The organism is Eudoraea sp., assembly GCF_049669105.1.
GTDB lineage: Bacteria > Bacteroidota > Bacteroidia > Flavobacteriales > Flavobacteriaceae > Eudoraea.
The window spans coordinates 1-16,567 of record NZ_JBATKE010000143.1 but is presented as its reverse complement, the minus strand read 5'-3'; the positions used below and the strand labels follow the sequence as shown (position 1 = coordinate 16,567).

Below are 16,567 nucleotides of genomic sequence, written 5' to 3'. Positions count from 1 at the left end.
AAAACCCGACTTTTTTTATTTTAGAACCAGGGTTTTTTGCCTACCTGATAGGTGTTATAAAAATCCTCATCAGACTTGGTAAGGTAAATAATACCTTCAATAAACCCAATCATACCTGTTATCCAAACCATAAAAACCCCTACGCCAACGCAGCTAAGAACAAAGCCAATAATAGTTACCCCTAACAGGATAAAACCTTCTTTCTGGTAACCCAAAATAAATTTATGAATTCCTAAGGAGCCTAATATTATAGCTAATATCCCGGCCAATATTTTTTTATTGTCACTTTCAGTGACTCCTTTCATGCCTTCAGAAAATTCATTTGCTGTTTTCTTAGCGCCCTCAGCAAAATCACCGGCAGCTTCTTTAGTCTCTTCAGCGAATTCTTTGGCAGAATCTTTGGCATCTTCAGCAAATTCCTTAGCTTTATCTTTAGCTTTTTTAGCAGATTCTTTGACTTTTTCTTTGGCTTCCTTTGCCGATTCTTTGGCTTCTTCAGTAAATTCTTTGGCTTTCCCTTTCGCCTTATCAAATTTCCCTTCTGCTTTGTCTTCGGGATCCTTATTTTCTTCAGACATGATTATTTTGTGTTGGTTAATACTCTCTTAAATGTAATAATTATTTTCCAATCAAAGAAATGCTTTATCCACTGGTTCCCAAAGCTCTAACTTATTACCTTCCGGATCCATAATCCATCCAAATTTGCCATAATCGTATTCCTCCATTTCCCCCACAACGGTAACACCTTCCTCTCTTAATACGGCCAATAATTCTACTAAATTTTCAACCCGAAAATTCATCATAAATTCCTTTTTACTGGGTTTGAAATAGGTGGTAGCTTCCTTGAAGGGGCTCCATTGCGTAGAACAATCATTACCCTCTTTATCTTTCCACCAGAAGGTGAAGCCATATTGGTCTGTATTCAACCCCAGATGATTTTTATACCAGTCTTTTATCTTATCCGGATCTTTTGTTTTAAAAAAAACTCCTCCTAATCCTGTAACTCTCTTTTTCATAATATAACGCTTATTTTTTCCAGGCCTTTTCGTATATACTTATCCACTGTTCAGTTGTCATTTTTGCTACTAATTCGCCTATTAACGAATAGGGAATATGCGCTATGTTTTTAAAACGGATACAACTTTTACCCATATCTAATTTGGTTTTTACATATTTAGGATATTCAGAAACAAACCAGTTAAATAAACCTTTATCACTATAAATTCCCATATGATAAAGGGCTATAAAATTTTTTTGTGAAGCAATATTTATAAATGGCAAGGGGAGTACGGGATTACAGTGGTATCCTGCCGGATATATAGAATGGGGCACTACGTAGCCTATCATACCATAGCTCATTACTTCCTCAAAACCCCCGGGAAGGTTTTTTAAGATAGAATCCCGTAACTTCATTATGGCTTGTTTTCTGTCTTCGGGTAGTTCGGCAATATATTCTTTTGGTGTCTTGGCTTTTGATTGCATAGTTGTTTTATTTATATCCTAATTTAGCAAAATCTGGACTTGATTTTGTCTACAATAGTCTGTGCTAATTTCTCCTTGCTTTCAACGGTCCATCCGGCAACATGTGGAGAGAGAATAACGTTTTCAGCATCAATCAGATATTGAAAGGCCTCCGGGAGTTCATGCTGGGTAAACATGTCTTCAAAAGAAGTTTTTTCATATTCCAGAACGTCTAATCCCGCGCCTAAAATTTTTCCGGATTTTAATGCGGTAACCAGGTCTTCGGTCACTACGCATTTTCCTCTTGCCGTATTTAACAACCAAAATGGTTTTTGAAACGCATTTATAAACTCAGTATTAATCATTCCCAGGGTTTGTTCGGTTTGAGGTACGTGAAGGCTTATTACGTCTGATCTTTGCTCCAATTCCATGATCCCGACCTGCCTGGCATTTTCATCAGAGACGCCGCCTATTATATCATAGCAAATGACTTCCACATCAAATCCGCTTAGTTTTTTAGCAAAGGCTTTCCCTGTATTGCCATAACCAATTATACCTACTGTTTTGCCATCCAATTCAAATCCTCTATTCCCTTCTCTGTCCCAAATTCCCGATTTTACTTCACGGTTAGCTTTGGTGAGCTTATTAAAAAGCGACAGTAATAACCCCAGGGCATGTTCCCCAACAGCATTGCGGTTTCCTTCGGGCGCGGCCGCCAGAAAAATTTCTTTATACCTGGCATAATCCACGTCAATGTTTTCCAAACCAGCCCCAAGTCTGCCTATAAATTTGAGGTTTTGTGCTTTCTCCAAAAAGGATTGGTCTATGGTAAATCTACTTCTGATAATAAGCCCGTCATACAGGTGAATATTTTTTTCTACCTCAGATTTTGGCGCAGTATATTCTTCAACATTCTCAAAACCGAGGGCGTTGAATTCCTCTATGAGCAAAGGATGGTTGGTGTCTAGGTGGAGGATTTTCATTCTTGTTTAAATTATTGGATATTCGGTTTGTGTCATTGCGTGCTGCACGTTGCCTGTGTGGGCCGTTGTCAACTTTTCAAAGAGCAATAAATGCACTTCTTCATTATCTTTTGTAGACGGATTGTGTTCTACTCCTCTTGGAACAACTATGATTTCACCTTCTTTCACAATCTCTGTCCGGTCTCTGAATTGCAAATATAAAGTACCTTTTAAAACCTGAAATAGTTCATCCTCATTTTCGTGGGAATGCCAAACAAACTCTCCCTGAATTTTTGCGAGGATTACCTGCATATCATCAACCTGGGCTATTTGATGCGGGTGCCATAATTTACTAAATGCGGCATGTTTTTGTTTTAAATTTATAGCTTTCATTTCTTTTATTTCAGATTTAATTTATCCATTCGAATTCTGTAAATGTTTCCCATGCCATTCAAAACCTTGTTGGCTTCAATGGTTAGTTCCGGGACTGTGTTTATCCGTTCCTTTGCGGGCTTAGCTCTGTCACTGGTAAAGTAAAAATTATTTCTCGGAATATCTATAAATGGGCAGTAATCTAGCTTGTCTGAGTTAATGACGACACCTAAATTCTTAGCTTCTCTCCAATTGCCGGTTTTATCTTTTTTACTGTAATACAGGTCGCCCCCTCCTAGGCCATCAGGTCTTCCATAAGAACTGAAAATTAATAAATCTTCCTCCGGATTAATATATGCATTAAACTCGAAGACTTTGGTGTTAATTGTTGAATCTAATACGATCGGGGCCTGGTATTTCCCTTCCGAAAATGTACTTAAAAATATATCTTCCCTACCTATACCTTCAGTTCTTGTTGCAGTAAAATATAAATTGCCATTAGCACTTACAGACGGGTAAAATTCATCCTGTTGACTGTTCACAAGGGTGTCAAGGGCAAGGGGCTTATTCCAATGGCCATCGACCAGCTCTGAGTACCATATATTGTAGTCTGTTCTTGTACTGTCTCTTCCAATAGGTCTGTTTGAAGCAAAGAACAATTTTCTGCCATCAGCAGCAAAAAATGGTTCAATATCATTGTAATTCCCTGAAAAGGGGAGTATCACTTTCTGACCCCATTTATCATCTTCTTTTTTTATGTTTACCAATGTTCTTATGGTCTGATTATAATTTCCAAGGGTATAGACTATTTGGTTTCCGTCTGGCGAAATGGCAATATCTCTTTCGAATAAAGGAGTAGATATAAGATCTTTGCCAAAGACTTCGAGTTGTTCAGGGCTAATCTCAAGATCTATTGCTAGAGTTTTTTCTTTTTTACAGCTGGCAATTAATAAGATTATAATGAAAAAATAGGGTAAAGGGTATTTCATTATATAAATTTTATTCCTTTTTTGTTTCAGGCTGGTCTTTGACGTCAAAATCAAAAATATCATTTCTGGCGTAATGTCCTATTACGTCAAAATCGAGTTTGTTTAACCTAATTTCTTCAAGATCTATTTCAGCCATAAGTACTCCGGCTTTATCATATAACGGACCGGCAAGAATTTTTCCGTCAGGAGCCACTATAATACTGCCTCCTCGACACATGGTTTCGGGTTCATCAGAAACAAGAGTACGATACTTTTCCGGATACATAGATTTTGTAAAATACTGGTTACAACCAAGTACGTAACATCTGCCTTCCAATGCGATATGTTGCATAGTGGAGGTCCATTCTTCACGGGCATCTGCCGTAGGAGCAATATAAATTTCAACACCTTTCCTGTACATCGACATTCTGGCAAGAGGCATATAATTTTCCCAGCAGATCAAGCCTCCCAACTTGCCTATTTTAGTTTGATAGGTAGTTAATGATTCACCGGAAGCCTCTGCCCAGACAATTCTTTCGGTTCCGGTAGGTTTAATTTTTCGATGCGTACCAAGCAATCCGGAAGTAGGGGATATATAGAGCATTGAACAGTATAGACTACCACTTATATCGTCTTTTTCAGTCACTCCTATTACAAGGTAGATCTTATTTTTTTTTGAAATGTCTTCGAGTCTTTTAAGGTCTTCACTCTGCACATTGAGGCTGTTTTCATAGTATTCAGCATAAAGCTTGCGTCCCTTTTCAGATCTGCTGCCTATAGTGGCTCCGAAAGTAAAGCCTCTTGGATAACCCGGTATAAAAGATTCCGGAAAAACCAATAAATTACATCCCTTTGCTGCATATGTTTTGGTGATCTTCTCAATTTTAGAAATTGTTTCCACCTTATTAAAAAAAACAGGGCTTTCCTGGACTAATCCTACTTTTATTAGCATAGACTGAAATTCTTAAATAGAATTTATTTTAGATTTCGGGGACTCTAAGGTATCCAATTTTAATAAAAGTGAAGTCTAAATTCCCAAAATAACTTGCGCTATCCAGAAATAAATGAGGATTCCGAAAATATCATTACTCGTTGTAATAAAAGGTCCGGTAGCAATAGCCGGATCTATACCCCTTTTATTCAGAAACAAAGGAATAAAGGTTCCTATTATTCCGGCAGCTATGATTACTACAACCAGGGAAATTGAAATAGCAAGTGCCGCAGGAAAATTGCCTTGCCAGAACCAGGTAAAAACTAAAAGTACCAGTCCCAGGATCAGGCCATTTAGTGCGGCCAGAAGCATTTCCTTAATCAGGCGATTACCAATACTACCCTTAAGGTCATCATTAGCGAGACCCTGCACTATGATTGCACTGGATTGCACACCAACATTACCCGCCATCGCAGCAATTAAAGGTGTGAAAAAGAAAAGGATTGCATGCTTGCTTATCATTTCTTCAAAACCTCCCATGATGGCAGCCGCGCCAATACCGCCTAAAAGGCCCAAAAACAGCCAGGGTAAACGCGCTCTTGTCAACTCCCAAATACTATCATCGGCCTCCACATCCTGTGAGATACCTGCCGCCATCTGGTAATCTTTCTCAGCTTCTTCTTTTATAACATCTACGATATCATCAATAGTAATTCTGCCAACCAACCTGCCAATCTCATCAACTACCGGAATGGCTTCAAGGTCGTATTTAGACATAATTTTTGCTACTTCCTCGGGTTTTTCATTTACGTTAACCCGATCAACTTTTGGAATATAAACATCTTTAATCGGAGATTTAGTGGAGGTCGTTAAAAGATCCTTAAGTGAGAGTCTGCCAATGAGTTTGTCATCATCGTCTACCACATAAATAGAGTGTACCCTCGTAACGTTTTCAGCCTGGGCCCTCATTTCTTTAACACAGGTAAGTACATTCCAATTTTCATTTACTTTCACCAACTCCTTGGCCATAAGTCCACCCGCAGAATCTTCATGGTATCGTAAAAGATCTACAATATCCTTTGCATGTTCCCGGTCTTCTATTTCCGAAATTACTTCTTCAACTATTTCCTGTGGCAGTTCTCCAACAATATCCGCTGCATCATCGGTATCCAGTTCTTCTAGTTCTTCTGCTATTTCCTTGGAAGACAAATTATTAAGAACAGCCTCGCGCATATCATCATCCAATTCAATGAGTATGTCGGAAGTTTTATCACTATCCAGAAGTTTAATAAGATAGGTTGCTGATTCTTCACTAAGATCATTGGCTATTTCTGCAATATCGGCATAGTGGATCTCTTCCATGAAAGACTTTAAATCTGTGTCTTTCCTGGATTCTATAAGCAGCTCAATTTCTGCCAATAGCTCATCTGTGAGTTTAAATGGAGTCATCATCTATCTTCTTGGTCAGCGCGATAAATTGGGCAACTGCCAATTCTTCGGGACGCCGGTCAAAGATAGCATCTTCTTTTAGATTATCAGAAAGGTTAAATATTTTTAAGCTGTTTCTTAATGTCTTTCTTCGCTGGTTAAAACCTGTTTTTACCACTTTGAAAAGTAATTTTTCGTCACATTCCAGTGTAAAATCTTCTTTCCTGATTAGTCTTAGAACTCCAGATTCTACTTTTGGTGGGGGATCAAAAACTTCTGGCTTTACAGTGAAAAGATATTCAGCATGATAAAAAGCCTGAACCAAAACAGAAAGAATACCATAGGTTTTATTTCCTTCTTTAGCACAAATGCGCTGAGCCACTTCTTTTTGGAACATTCCTGAAAATTCAGGAACCCTGTTTCGAATCTCCAATAACCGGAATACAATCTGCGTGGAAATGTTATAAGGGAAATTGCCGGTTATGGCAAAAGGCTCCAAATTAAATAAAGTTGAAAGATCGTATTTTAGGAAGTCGGCCTGTATTATTTCAAGTGAATTGTTTTGTTGCAGAATTTCATTGTGTTCCAACCGAAAGCTATGGTTAAGGTAAATGATAGATTCCTCATCTAATTCCATAGCCACTAGATTCATAGAGCGCTGCAATAAGTATTTTGTGAGAACTCCTGTGCCGGGACCAATTTCAAGTACATTGGTATAACCGTTCATTGAAAGTGTATTCGCTATTTGTCTGGCTATTTCTTCATCTTTAAGAAAGTGCTGTCCCAGATATTTTTTAGCTTTGACCGGACTTTCTTCCTGTCTGGTACTCTTCTTAAACGAACTGTGTTTTTTGCGTTTTTTGGCCATAGTCTAGTTCGGTTGCGGGGTTGTGCTTATATAAGCCCAGGCACTTTTACCAGAGCTCAATACCACCTTAATTCTCTTATAGGCCGGGCCTTCATATTTATCGGCTTCTAAAATTTCTTTATTGCTGCACATATAAACTCTGCCATTCACAAAATCCGTAGGCTCGTCTGAACTTTGCATTACAGGATAAACACCAACTACTTTCTCATCTGATAGTTTATAACCTAAAAGGGTATCATTAAAACCGGAAAGTGTTCTTGAAAAAACAGTCAGCTGAATATTTTCCTGCTGTAGGGTACCGTAAGTAAAAAGGTATTCAGTAGCATTTAAGCTATGTTCAGTATACTCTCCTATAACAGCTAGTTCTGTTCTGAAGGCGACAAATTTATTTCCGAAGTGCTTTGACACTTCCTCGCGCATTCTTTCGGCATCCTCTGCGTAATATTTATCTAAAATTTCCTTGTTTTCAGCGGTGTATTGTATGGAATAAGTAATACCTCCCATTTCTTCTTCTACAAGTACTTTTGCCATCTTAGCCTTTATGAATTTACCCGTCTCCAGGACCTCTGGAATATGCGTTTCACGCATCCATTTCAACCATTTATCGTGAACAGATTCATCTATATTAATGGTTACATTGTAGATAATCATACTTCAAATATTATAAGTCAGTAAATGAAAATTTAGTTAATACTATCGCCACGTAATATTCGGAAATTTTTGCGTGCCTGAGGAAAGTAATAGCTGTCCTGATAGTTGTAAATTATTTTCTCGTAATGTTCTTTTGCTTTCTCGGGTTCATTTAAGATATTCCTATAGAGCTCTGCAAGTGCAAAATGAGCGTCATCGGCCAAAATATCATTTCCATAGAACTCAACAATTTTGAGATAGTTAAATTCTGCCCCCTCATAATCCTTTATAAGTTCCAAAAGCTCACCTTGTTTTAAAAGAGCCTCATCTTCTATTTTTTCTCCCTTGTGATTTGTGAGAATATCATCGAAGACTTTAATTGCTTCAACTGTATTCTGCTGATAAGACAGGAGGTCTGCTCTGGCATACTTTTTTAAAGCAGTCTGAGTTGAATCTTCCAAAGAGTTATCTGAAATTAAAAGGCTTAACTGCATGGCATCATTTGCAATAAGTTGTGAAGTTGACCCTCTTAAGACCTTTAATTGAGTAAATGCCCAATCAAAATCACCCTTATAGAAACTGGTTTGAGCTACTTTAAATCGCGCATCCTGACCTAAAACATCATTTTTTAAACTTTTTTGGACCTGGGAAAAATTAATTAGTGCTTCGTTGAACTTCTGATCAAAAACAAGGATGTCTCCAAGGGCAAGTTTTACATAAGCTTTGCTGAAGCGTTCCAAAGGGAGTTCTAAACATTTCTTGAGAATTGTAACAGCCTCCCGGGGTTTTCCTTTTTTAAAAGTTAGGAAATTGGAGTAGGCTATTTGCAATTGCAAGGTGTGATTTTCATATCCATATTCTTCCATCAAAGATTCGAACTGCCCTTCTACTTCATCAAGCTGCTTTGCACTTGCATCTAAAAGTTCAATATCAATAAGGCTGAGTCGTGCATTAAGTTTGATTACCGGATCATTAGAATTTTTATCGATATAAGTAAAAATTGCTTTTGCCTCTTCAACCGCATTGTCCTCCAAAGCAATATCGCCCAGACCAATTAAACGTTGAAGCGTAATAGCCCCGGATCTTTTATAGATGGCTTTTTCCTGATTGAAGGCACTGCTGTATTGCCTTTGTTGCACAAACAACCAACTCAGAATTTCATTCCATAGGATATCGGGATCTTTTTGAGCTTTTTGCAGCAGTATTTTCTTTAGCTTGAGGTTATTAGGATTCTCAGGGTCTGAGGTTATAAAACTATCAAGATTTCGAAGTACATTAGTTTGAGTAGCCTTGCCTGCAGAGATCAATTCCAAATAGGAGTTGTACATCCTTTCTATATCTCCTTGTTCTCCATAAATTTTAGCCATTTGAAAATTATAGTCTAATTGCGGATTAAGTTCCATGGCTTTGGAGTAGGCCCTAAGCGCATAGTCTAAAAGGGTATAGCGCTGAAATCTGAATCCTATTCCATAACCATAATTTGGATTTATCTCAATTATTGAAAGAGCAATTTCATAATTCTCTTTGGCCATTTCCGTCTGGCCCTGCAGCAGGTAATTATACCCCAATTCAATATAAATAGTTGGGTAAGGGTTACCTGATTCTATTTTCTTTAAAAGAAAGGTCTGCGCTTCTTCATACTTTTCCAACTGCTGGTAGCAGGCAATCAGACCTTCGGCATAATCTGTGCGCCTGGGGTTTTTTTCTGTCAGATTTTCATAAAAGACCGCCGCTTTCTCAAATTCACCATCATTGAAATACTGCTTCGCCAGAAAATCTTCTTGTGCCCAGCATTGAAAGGTAGAAATAAGACTAATAAATATAACGGCAAATCTCATATTGGAAATTTATCAAATTTAACCAAGCTCTATAAAAAACACTGTCAAAGAAAACATAATATCGCCGAACTGAACTTTTTACCGAATAGATTCAACACCAATACAAGGTGCAAATCATTGATATTCCCGCAATTGGTCCATTAAGTAAAATAATTTAATCTATTCTGCTAAAACCTGTATAGGGTACCAGGATATCCGGAATGTTTATCCCATCTGCGGTCTGGTAATTTTCCAGGATCCCAGCTAAAACCCTTGGTAAAGCCAGTGAACTACCATTTAACGTATGAGCAAATTGTGTTTTGTTGTTTTCATCTCTGTAACGGAGCTTTAATCTGTTCGCCTGAAAAGTTTCGAAATTAGAGACAGAACTAATTTCCAACCAACGGTCCTGAGCGGTTGAAAACACCTCGAAATCATAGGTAAGAGCTGAGGTAAAGCCAAGGTCGCCTGCACAAAGGCGTAAGACCCTGAATGGCAACTTTAATTCCCTTAAAATATTTTTTATATGTTCTACCATAACATCCAATGCCCGGTAAGAATTATCAGGATGTTCTACACGCACTATTTCCACCTTGTCAAACTGGTGGAGGCGGTTCAGCCCCCTAACATGAGCCCCATAACTGCCTGCTTCCCTTCGGAAACACGGGGTATAGCTTGTATAGGAAATAGGGAGATCATTTTTATCGAGGATAGTATCTCTAAAAATATTGGTGACAGGTACTTCGGCGGTTGGTATCAGATAAAGATCATCTTCAGTAACATGATACATTTGACCTTCTTTGTCCGGAAGTTGCCCTGTGCCATAGCCCGATGCCTCATTAACTAAGAAGGGCACCTGCATTTCAGTATATCCGGCTTCGGTATTTTTATCTAAAAAATAGGCAATCAAGGCGCGTTGTAAACGGGCACCTTTACCCTTGTACACAGGAAACCCTGCCCCGGTTATTTTAACTCCCAGTTCAAAGTCTATAATGTCGTATTTTTTTGCCAGTTCCCAATGTGGCTTGGCATCGTTACTAAGTACAGGAATATCTCCTTCCCGAAAGACTTCTTCATTATCTTCTTCACTATTTCCGGATGGGACGGATTCATGAGGGACATTAGGAATTTGATACAATGCTTCCTCCAGCTCATCTGCAACAGCATTTAGTTCTTCGGTTAGCCTCTTAGAATCCTCTTTTAGCTGAGTCGATTTTTGTTTAATCTGGTTTGCTTCTTCTGCTTTTCCACTTTTAAAAAGCAAACCAATCTCTTTAGAAAGTTTATTGCCTTCTGCCAGTGTATTATCCAGATCTGTTTGCAGCGCCCGTCTTTTTTCATCGAGACTAAGTACCTTATCCAAATGAAGTTCTGCATCAAAATTTCGTTTTTTTAAAGCTTTCGCTATCTGATCTTTATTTGTTCGTAAGGCTTGTAACTGCAACATGTTAAGATGTTTTAAGGCGCAAATTTAGGGTTAAATGATTAATGTATCAATTTGATAGATTAAATAAATTGTTGCTTCTTCAAATTGATACATTAATCGAGAAGATTCTTATTTAGCTTTGGTTTCTTTGGAGGGTAGAATCCAGTTATGATGTTTAAAATGGTCCCAACGCTCTGCCCCCAGATCTACTTCCGGATCAATAAAGGGTTTTAGTTTACTGCCATTTACCCGGACTCTGGAATTTACATAAACGGAAATATCAGCACCATCTTCAGAATAAATTTCCTTAAGGTGTTGTGCAAACTGCCAAATAAAATCGGGATATGAAGCAATTCTCGTTTTTTGTTTCTTGGTAAGGTAGTCATTGAGATTTACATTAATGATATTACCGTTATCATTATTGACCACTTTAAAACTTATTATGCCAGACCTGCTTCTCAGCATCATACGCCAACTCAATCTATGTCCTTCCTCGGTCCATAGAACATCATCTTTTATAAAATGATGTCTTACAGGAAGAATAAGTTGTACTGTAAAGTAAATTCCAAATCCCAGCAAAAAGAGGTTTCTGTATTTAAGGATAATGAATTTAGAAGGTTCTGTTATGGGTTTATTTTTAAAGAAAATACGCCGAATTGTTTCGGGCTCAAAAAAGAAAACAGTAAAAGCCAGCGCAAGGTAGGGAAAGATCCCAATTTGAAATATAAACGAATTGAAGAGATGAAAGAATATCGCGAAGGCAAATGCAATTTTTCTGGAGGGCTTCCACAGCAAGGCAGGAACAATGAGTAAATCAAAGAAAATTCCCATGACTGAAATAAATGTATGAACCCAATATTCCTGCAACAAATCGCCTATGAGCCAATAATGAGCCTTGCTTTGCATCAGTATTCCAACAAAACTAAAATCAAGCCAATCCGCGTATAGTTTGGCAAGGGCGGCATAGGTATAAACAATAAAAAGTTGTAATACAATAATCCACTTTACATAGCTGTACATGCTTTCATTCCTGATCTGAGGCTTAGCCCGGGCGTCTAATGAATATGCCCGGTTTGCAGGAAAAAAGCACATGATCAGGGAGATTAATACCAACAAATAATAGTGATTGTTGTACGATGTTTTTTGCATCAAATAAACCGCCGTCCAGAGCAGCGTAAATGAAATAATACTGAGTCTGTACTTAAAACCTAGAGCAATGAAAATACCCAGGGTGCCCATTATAAAAAAGTAGATATACATCCCGGAACCGGGTAAAGGCTGTAACCATTCAAAACCAATAAAAGAAAAGGTAAATGCGGGTTCAATCATTGTTCTTCGCACCCATCCTGTCAGAATCGCTCCATAGCATTCAAGGCTAATGAGAATACCCAAAAATATGCGAAATATTACTAAAGGACTATTGTCTACTCTTTTGAATAAAAAGGTATTAAACATCTAACTTGAAATTATGGAAATAGACGTTTCTTTGTCCTTTAGTAATTGTGTTTTAAGCTCCTCAAGCGATTTAAACTTATGTTCATCCCGGATGCGCTCTATAATATCTACCTGGATATTTTGCCCATATAAATCCGAGTTAAAATCAAAAAAATGAATTTCAATACTCTTTGTGGAACCATCTACGGTAGGATTAAAACCTATGTTCATCATCCCGTAAAAAAGCTTGCCATTTAGGATGCTTTTTACAACATAAACCCCGTTTTTAGGGATGAGTTTGTATTTCTCTTTAATAAATAAATTAGCTGTGGGAAAGTTTAATTGTCGTCCCAGACCTTTACCTTTTTTAACATCGCCCGTTAGCATATAGTTATACCCCAGGTATTCATTGGCGGTCTTTATATCTCCATCAATAAGCGCATTTCTGATTTTTGTAGAACTTACAGAAACATCATCTATTTCCTGTGCCGCAATTTCTTCAACTTCAAAATTGAAAGTATTTCCAAAAGCGAAAAGATCCTGGATATTGGCATTTCTATTGCGTCCAAAGCGGTGGTCATAACCTATTATAATTTTTTTTGCTTTTAATTCATTCACCAGGATGTCCCTAACGAATTCTGTGGAAGAAATACGTGAGAATTCAAGAGTGAAGGGATGAATAATTAAGTAATCCAGGCCAATGTGCTCCAAAATTTTGATTTTTTCCTGGATGGTATTCAGAAGCCTTATTTCGGTATCTTTTTGTAAAACCATTCTGGGATGCGGGAAAAAAGTAAGTACCGTAGATCGCAGATTAGTTTTTTTGGCATCATTTATGAGGCGTTCAAGTATTTTTCTGTGACCTATGTGAACACCGTCAAAAGTACCAATGGTTATAGCAGTAGGGTGCTTTTTATCGTAATTGGAAATGCTTTGAACTGTGACCACACAAATAAAATAATAAAAAGGCTTACTTTTAAAAGTTTAAAAATCCCTTGATGTTAGCAAAACTACGTCTTGTTTTATCAATTTCCATAATATTTCTCTCCTTTTACGGATCTGCGCAATCCAAATATTGGGGTCAGGAGATTTCTCCCAGTAAGTTTTCTTCGCCTTCACTATCCAATCCGGACGTAACTAAGGTAAAGGTTTTTGATTTGGATCAGGCATCTTTATCCGAGGAACTTTTATCTATATCCACACTAAAGAAATCATCCGGGACAATTTATTTTCCAGATGCCAAAGGGAAACTAAGAGCATTCAATGTTTCAGAAAATTCGGTCTTGTCACCGGAATTGGCAAAAAAATATCCTGGTATAAAGTCCTATTCAGGGTATAGTTTGGATGGAAACAAAGATCGTATTCGTTTTAGCATATCTCACAAGGGAGTACAAAGCATGATCGTTCATGTAGGAACTGAAAAGACGACTTTCATGGAGAAAGTCTCAGATGGCGGCAGTACTTATGTAGTTTACGACAGAAGTATACATTCGAAGCTCGACAGCGACTTTATTTGTTTTACCCAATCAGTGATTGAAAAAAGCATCAACGGGCCTGTTTCAAAACTCGTGGATGATCAAATGCTAAGAAAATACAGAATAGCAATTTCTGCTACAGGAGAATATACCGAATTTCATGGAGGCACGGTGGCCGACGCCCTGGCTGCAATAAATGCAACACTTACGAGGGTAAATCAGGTTTTTGAAACCGATTTAGGCGTTACTTTAGAATTGATCGCCAATACAGATTTGGTAATATTTACAGACCCGGATACCGATCCCTATGGAGGAAATTTAAATTCAGAGGTTCAAAATACACTAACCACAACAATTGGCGAAGCAAATTATGATGTGGGTCATTTATTTCATGAGGATACCGATGGAGGGAATGCCGGCTTTATAGGGTCAGTTTGCCGGGATAACCAAAAAGGAAGTGGATACGCTGCAGCCTTAAATCCGCAGGGTGATATCTTTGATCTCGATTTTGTATCACATGAATTGGGGCATCAATTTGGCGCAAATCATACCTGGTCCTTTGAATCTGAAGGCACCTTGGTACAGGCAGAACCCGGGACCGGAACTACCATTATGGGATACGCGGGTATAATACCCGGACAAAACGTAGCCCCTAACGGTGATGACTATTTCCATTATTACAGCATATTTCAAATCATAGAATATCTTCAGACCACAAGCTGCGGAGAACTTACACCTTTAACAAACAACCCTCCTGTTATTAATCCAATAGCTGATTATATTATTCCCAAAGGAACGCCATTTGTATTAGCAGGAAATGCCATAGATCCGGATTCTACAGATATACTTACCTATGTATGGGAACAGATTGATGACGGTGTAGTCACTACAGAAAACTTCGGACCTGACAATCCAAGTGGTGCAAATTTCAGATCACTTAAGCCCACCACAAATCCCAACAGATATTTTCCAAAATTATCTGAGGTTATTCAGGGGAATCTTACTCAAACCAATCCACCGATAAATTCGGCCTGGGAAACGGTTTCCAATGTGGAACGCGAAATGAACTTCGCCTTAACCGTTAGAGATAACGCAGCAGGAGGCGGGCAGGTAGCTTCAGAACTGGTAAAGCTCAATGTTTTAAATAACGCGGGACCATTTGTTGTTAACTCTCAAGATACGGTGGAGACCTATACGGCCGGATCTGTGCAGACCATCACCTGGGATGTCGCCAACACGAACAAAACACCAATAAATACGCAAGAGGTAGATATATTTCTATCTACAGACGGAGGCCTGAGTTTTCCAATTCAACTGGCAACCGCAGTTCCAAACGATGGCAGCCATGAGGTTATTATTCCCGGCAATAGCACTACAACTGCCCGTATTATAGTTAAGGGAACAAACAATGTTTTTTTCAGTATGAACTCTTCTGATTTTGTAATTGAAGATTCTGAAGTTATCCTAAATTTTGCAGACCTCAATTATGAAGTTTGCGAACCTGATGACCTTGTGGTGCCGTTTATATATGAAACCTATTTAGGGTTCAATGAGGAGGTTACATTTAGTGTTCAGGGTATGCCTGCCGGTCTAACAGCGGTTTTTACACCGCTAACTGCAACAACAAATAATTCCCCGGTTTCTATTACTTTTTCAAATACAGATCTTGTTCTTCCCGGGAATTATCCTGTGACCGTCACAGCCACTTCTCTGAGCGTCACTAAAGAAGTAACACTGAATATTAATATTAACGATGCTAACTTCTCAGATGTGGTTTTACAGACTCCCATTGATACGGCAACTGGGGTAGGTCTGCAACAACTCCTTACTTGGGAGTTGAATACGCAGCACAGCTCTTATGATATAGAAATTGCCACAGATATATTGTTTACTACAATTATTGAATCTGCCAGCGATGTTATTTTTAACACCTATTTACCGGAAAACCTGCAGGAGGAAACTACTTATTACTGGAGAATAAAACCAAAAAATTCATGTGGGGAAGGAACTTTTGGCCCACCATTCAGCTTTACAACGATTACAATAAGTTGCGACCTTGAAACAGCTAAAGACATGCCCGTAGAAATAACTTCTATAGGCACACCAACGGTAATTTCTAAAATTACCTTCTTAAATGATTTACCTGTAACGGATGTAAATGTAGGTTTGGAATTGGAGCATAGCTTTCTGGCAGATTTGATAATTAGTATTACATCGCCCCAGGGTACGGAGGTTATTTTAACTTCCAACTCATGTGGGGAATTGGAAAATATTGATGCCGTTTTTGACGATGACGGAGATCCCTTTATCTGTGGTGGCGGAGCGGCCGCAATTAGTGGAACAGTAAGTCCCTTAGGTTCATTAGCCTCCTTTAATGGTGAATCTTCTTTTGGCGAATGGATACTAAAAGTTTCTGATACCGCCCCGGCCGATGGTGGTAGCATTAATAACTTTTTCCTGGAAATCTGTGGTGAAGGTGAATTGAGACCCGATGATGATAATGATGGTGTTTTTGACGATGGAGATGACCTTTGCCTGGGAACACCTCCGGGAACTGAGGTGAATACAGATGGCTGTCCTGTTTTTCGTTTTGCTACGGATAATTTCAACCTGGAAATAGAAAGTGAATCCTGCATTACCAGTGATAATGGATCATTTGAAATAACTGCAATGATGTCTATGGATTATACAGTTAATGTACTGGGCAACGGGTTGAATATTACTGAGGACTTTATCAAGGTTTATGATTTGGAAAATTTGGCTGCTGGCACTTACTCGGTCTGCATTAGTGGAAC

General features: G+C 38.4%; 15 protein-coding genes and 1 pseudogene. 1 reads left to right on the top strand and 15 read right to left on the bottom strand.

Annotated elements, in window-relative coordinates; genetic code table 11:
* Positions 1 to 20: 20 nt before the first annotated feature.
* The 15 genes and pseudogenes from WBM60_RS11945 to WBM60_RS11875 all read right to left on the bottom strand — a co-directional run bounded on the left by WBM60_RS11945 (position 21) and on the right by WBM60_RS11875 (position 13,245).
* Positions 21 to 578, bottom strand: a complete 558-nt coding sequence (locus WBM60_RS11945) for an NINE protein (RefSeq protein ID WP_424261649.1) — start codon at positions 576 to 578, stop codon at positions 21 to 23.
* Between the two features lie 51 nt (positions 579 to 629).
* Positions 630 to 1,016, bottom strand: a complete 387-nt coding sequence (locus tag WBM60_RS11940; RefSeq protein WP_424261651.1) for a VOC family protein — start codon at positions 1,014 to 1,016, stop codon at positions 630 to 632.
* 10 nt (positions 1,017 to 1,026) lie between these two features.
* The gene (locus tag WBM60_RS11935) at positions 1,027 to 1,482 is read right to left on the bottom strand and encodes a DUF1801 domain-containing protein (protein ID WP_424261653.1); all 456 of its coding nucleotides are present in this window, start codon (positions 1,480 to 1,482) and stop codon (positions 1,027 to 1,029) included.
* Between the two features lie 23 nt (positions 1,483 to 1,505).
* Entirely contained in the window at positions 1,506 to 2,444 is a 939-nt protein-coding gene (locus WBM60_RS11930; RefSeq protein ID WP_424261655.1) for a 2-hydroxyacid dehydrogenase, read from the bottom strand.
* Positions 2,445 to 2,450: 6 nt separating this feature from the next.
* On the bottom strand, positions 2,451 to 2,816 hold the full coding sequence (locus tag WBM60_RS11925; protein WP_424278305.1) for a cupin domain-containing protein: 366 nt from the start codon (positions 2,814 to 2,816) through the stop codon (positions 2,451 to 2,453).
* Positions 2,817 to 2,821: 5 nt separating this feature from the next.
* Positions 2,822 to 3,784: a TolB family protein gene (locus WBM60_RS11920; protein WP_424276228.1), complete on the bottom strand. Its 963-nt coding sequence runs from the start codon at positions 3,782 to 3,784 to the stop codon at positions 2,822 to 2,824.
* A 10-nt stretch (positions 3,785 to 3,794) separates the two neighbouring features.
* Complete coding sequence (locus tag WBM60_RS11915) at positions 3,795 to 4,715, bottom strand: carbon-nitrogen hydrolase family protein (protein WP_424276229.1); 921 nt, start codon at positions 4,713 to 4,715, stop codon at positions 3,795 to 3,797.
* A 75-nt stretch (positions 4,716 to 4,790) separates the two neighbouring features.
* The gene (mgtE, locus tag WBM60_RS11910; protein ID WP_424258930.1) at positions 4,791 to 6,143 is read right to left on the bottom strand and encodes a magnesium transporter; all 1,353 of its coding nucleotides are present in this window, start codon (positions 6,141 to 6,143) and stop codon (positions 4,791 to 4,793) included.
* Positions 6,130 to 6,990 carry a 16S rRNA (adenine(1518)-N(6)/adenine(1519)-N(6))-dimethyltransferase RsmA gene (gene rsmA / locus WBM60_RS11905; protein ID WP_424258923.1) on the bottom strand — a complete coding sequence of 287 codons (861 nt, stop codon included), beginning with the start codon at positions 6,988 to 6,990 and terminating at the stop codon, positions 6,130 to 6,132. Before rsmA ends, mgtE begins: the two co-directional genes overlap by 14 nt.
* 3 nt (positions 6,991 to 6,993) lie before the next feature.
* Entirely contained in the window at positions 6,994 to 7,344 is a 351-nt protein-coding gene (locus WBM60_RS11900) for a gamma-glutamylcyclotransferase family protein (protein WP_424276233.1), read from the bottom strand.
* A pseudogene (locus WBM60_RS11895) lies at positions 7,333 to 7,641 on the bottom strand (DUF4286 family protein); the annotation flags it as partial. The gene WBM60_RS11900 and the pseudogene WBM60_RS11895, both read right to left, overlap by 12 nt.
* 32 nt (positions 7,642 to 7,673) lie before the next feature.
* Positions 7,674 to 9,458, bottom strand: a complete 1,785-nt coding sequence (locus tag WBM60_RS11890) for a tetratricopeptide repeat protein (RefSeq protein WP_424259960.1) — start codon at positions 9,456 to 9,458, stop codon at positions 7,674 to 7,676.
* A gap of 154 nt (positions 9,459 to 9,612) precedes the next feature.
* Positions 9,613 to 10,884 (bottom strand): serine--tRNA ligase, encoded by a 1,272-nt coding sequence (gene serS / locus WBM60_RS11885; protein WP_424276230.1) that lies wholly within the window; start codon positions 10,882 to 10,884, stop codon positions 9,613 to 9,615.
* Positions 10,885 to 10,992: 108 nt separating this feature from the next.
* A complete protein-coding gene (locus WBM60_RS11880) occupies positions 10,993 to 12,318 on the bottom strand; it encodes an HTTM domain-containing protein (protein ID WP_424283124.1) in 1,326 nt (441 codons plus the stop codon).
* The gene (locus WBM60_RS11875; RefSeq protein ID WP_424259954.1) at positions 12,319 to 13,245 is read right to left on the bottom strand and encodes a bifunctional riboflavin kinase/FAD synthetase; all 927 of its coding nucleotides are present in this window, start codon (positions 13,243 to 13,245) and stop codon (positions 12,319 to 12,321) included.
* 50 nt (positions 13,246 to 13,295) lie between these two features.
* Between WBM60_RS11875 and WBM60_RS11870 the strand changes: the two genes are divergently transcribed.
* On the top strand, positions 13,296 to 16,567 hold a 3,272-nt coding region (locus tag WBM60_RS11870), incomplete at its 3' end, for a reprolysin-like metallopeptidase (protein ID WP_424259952.1).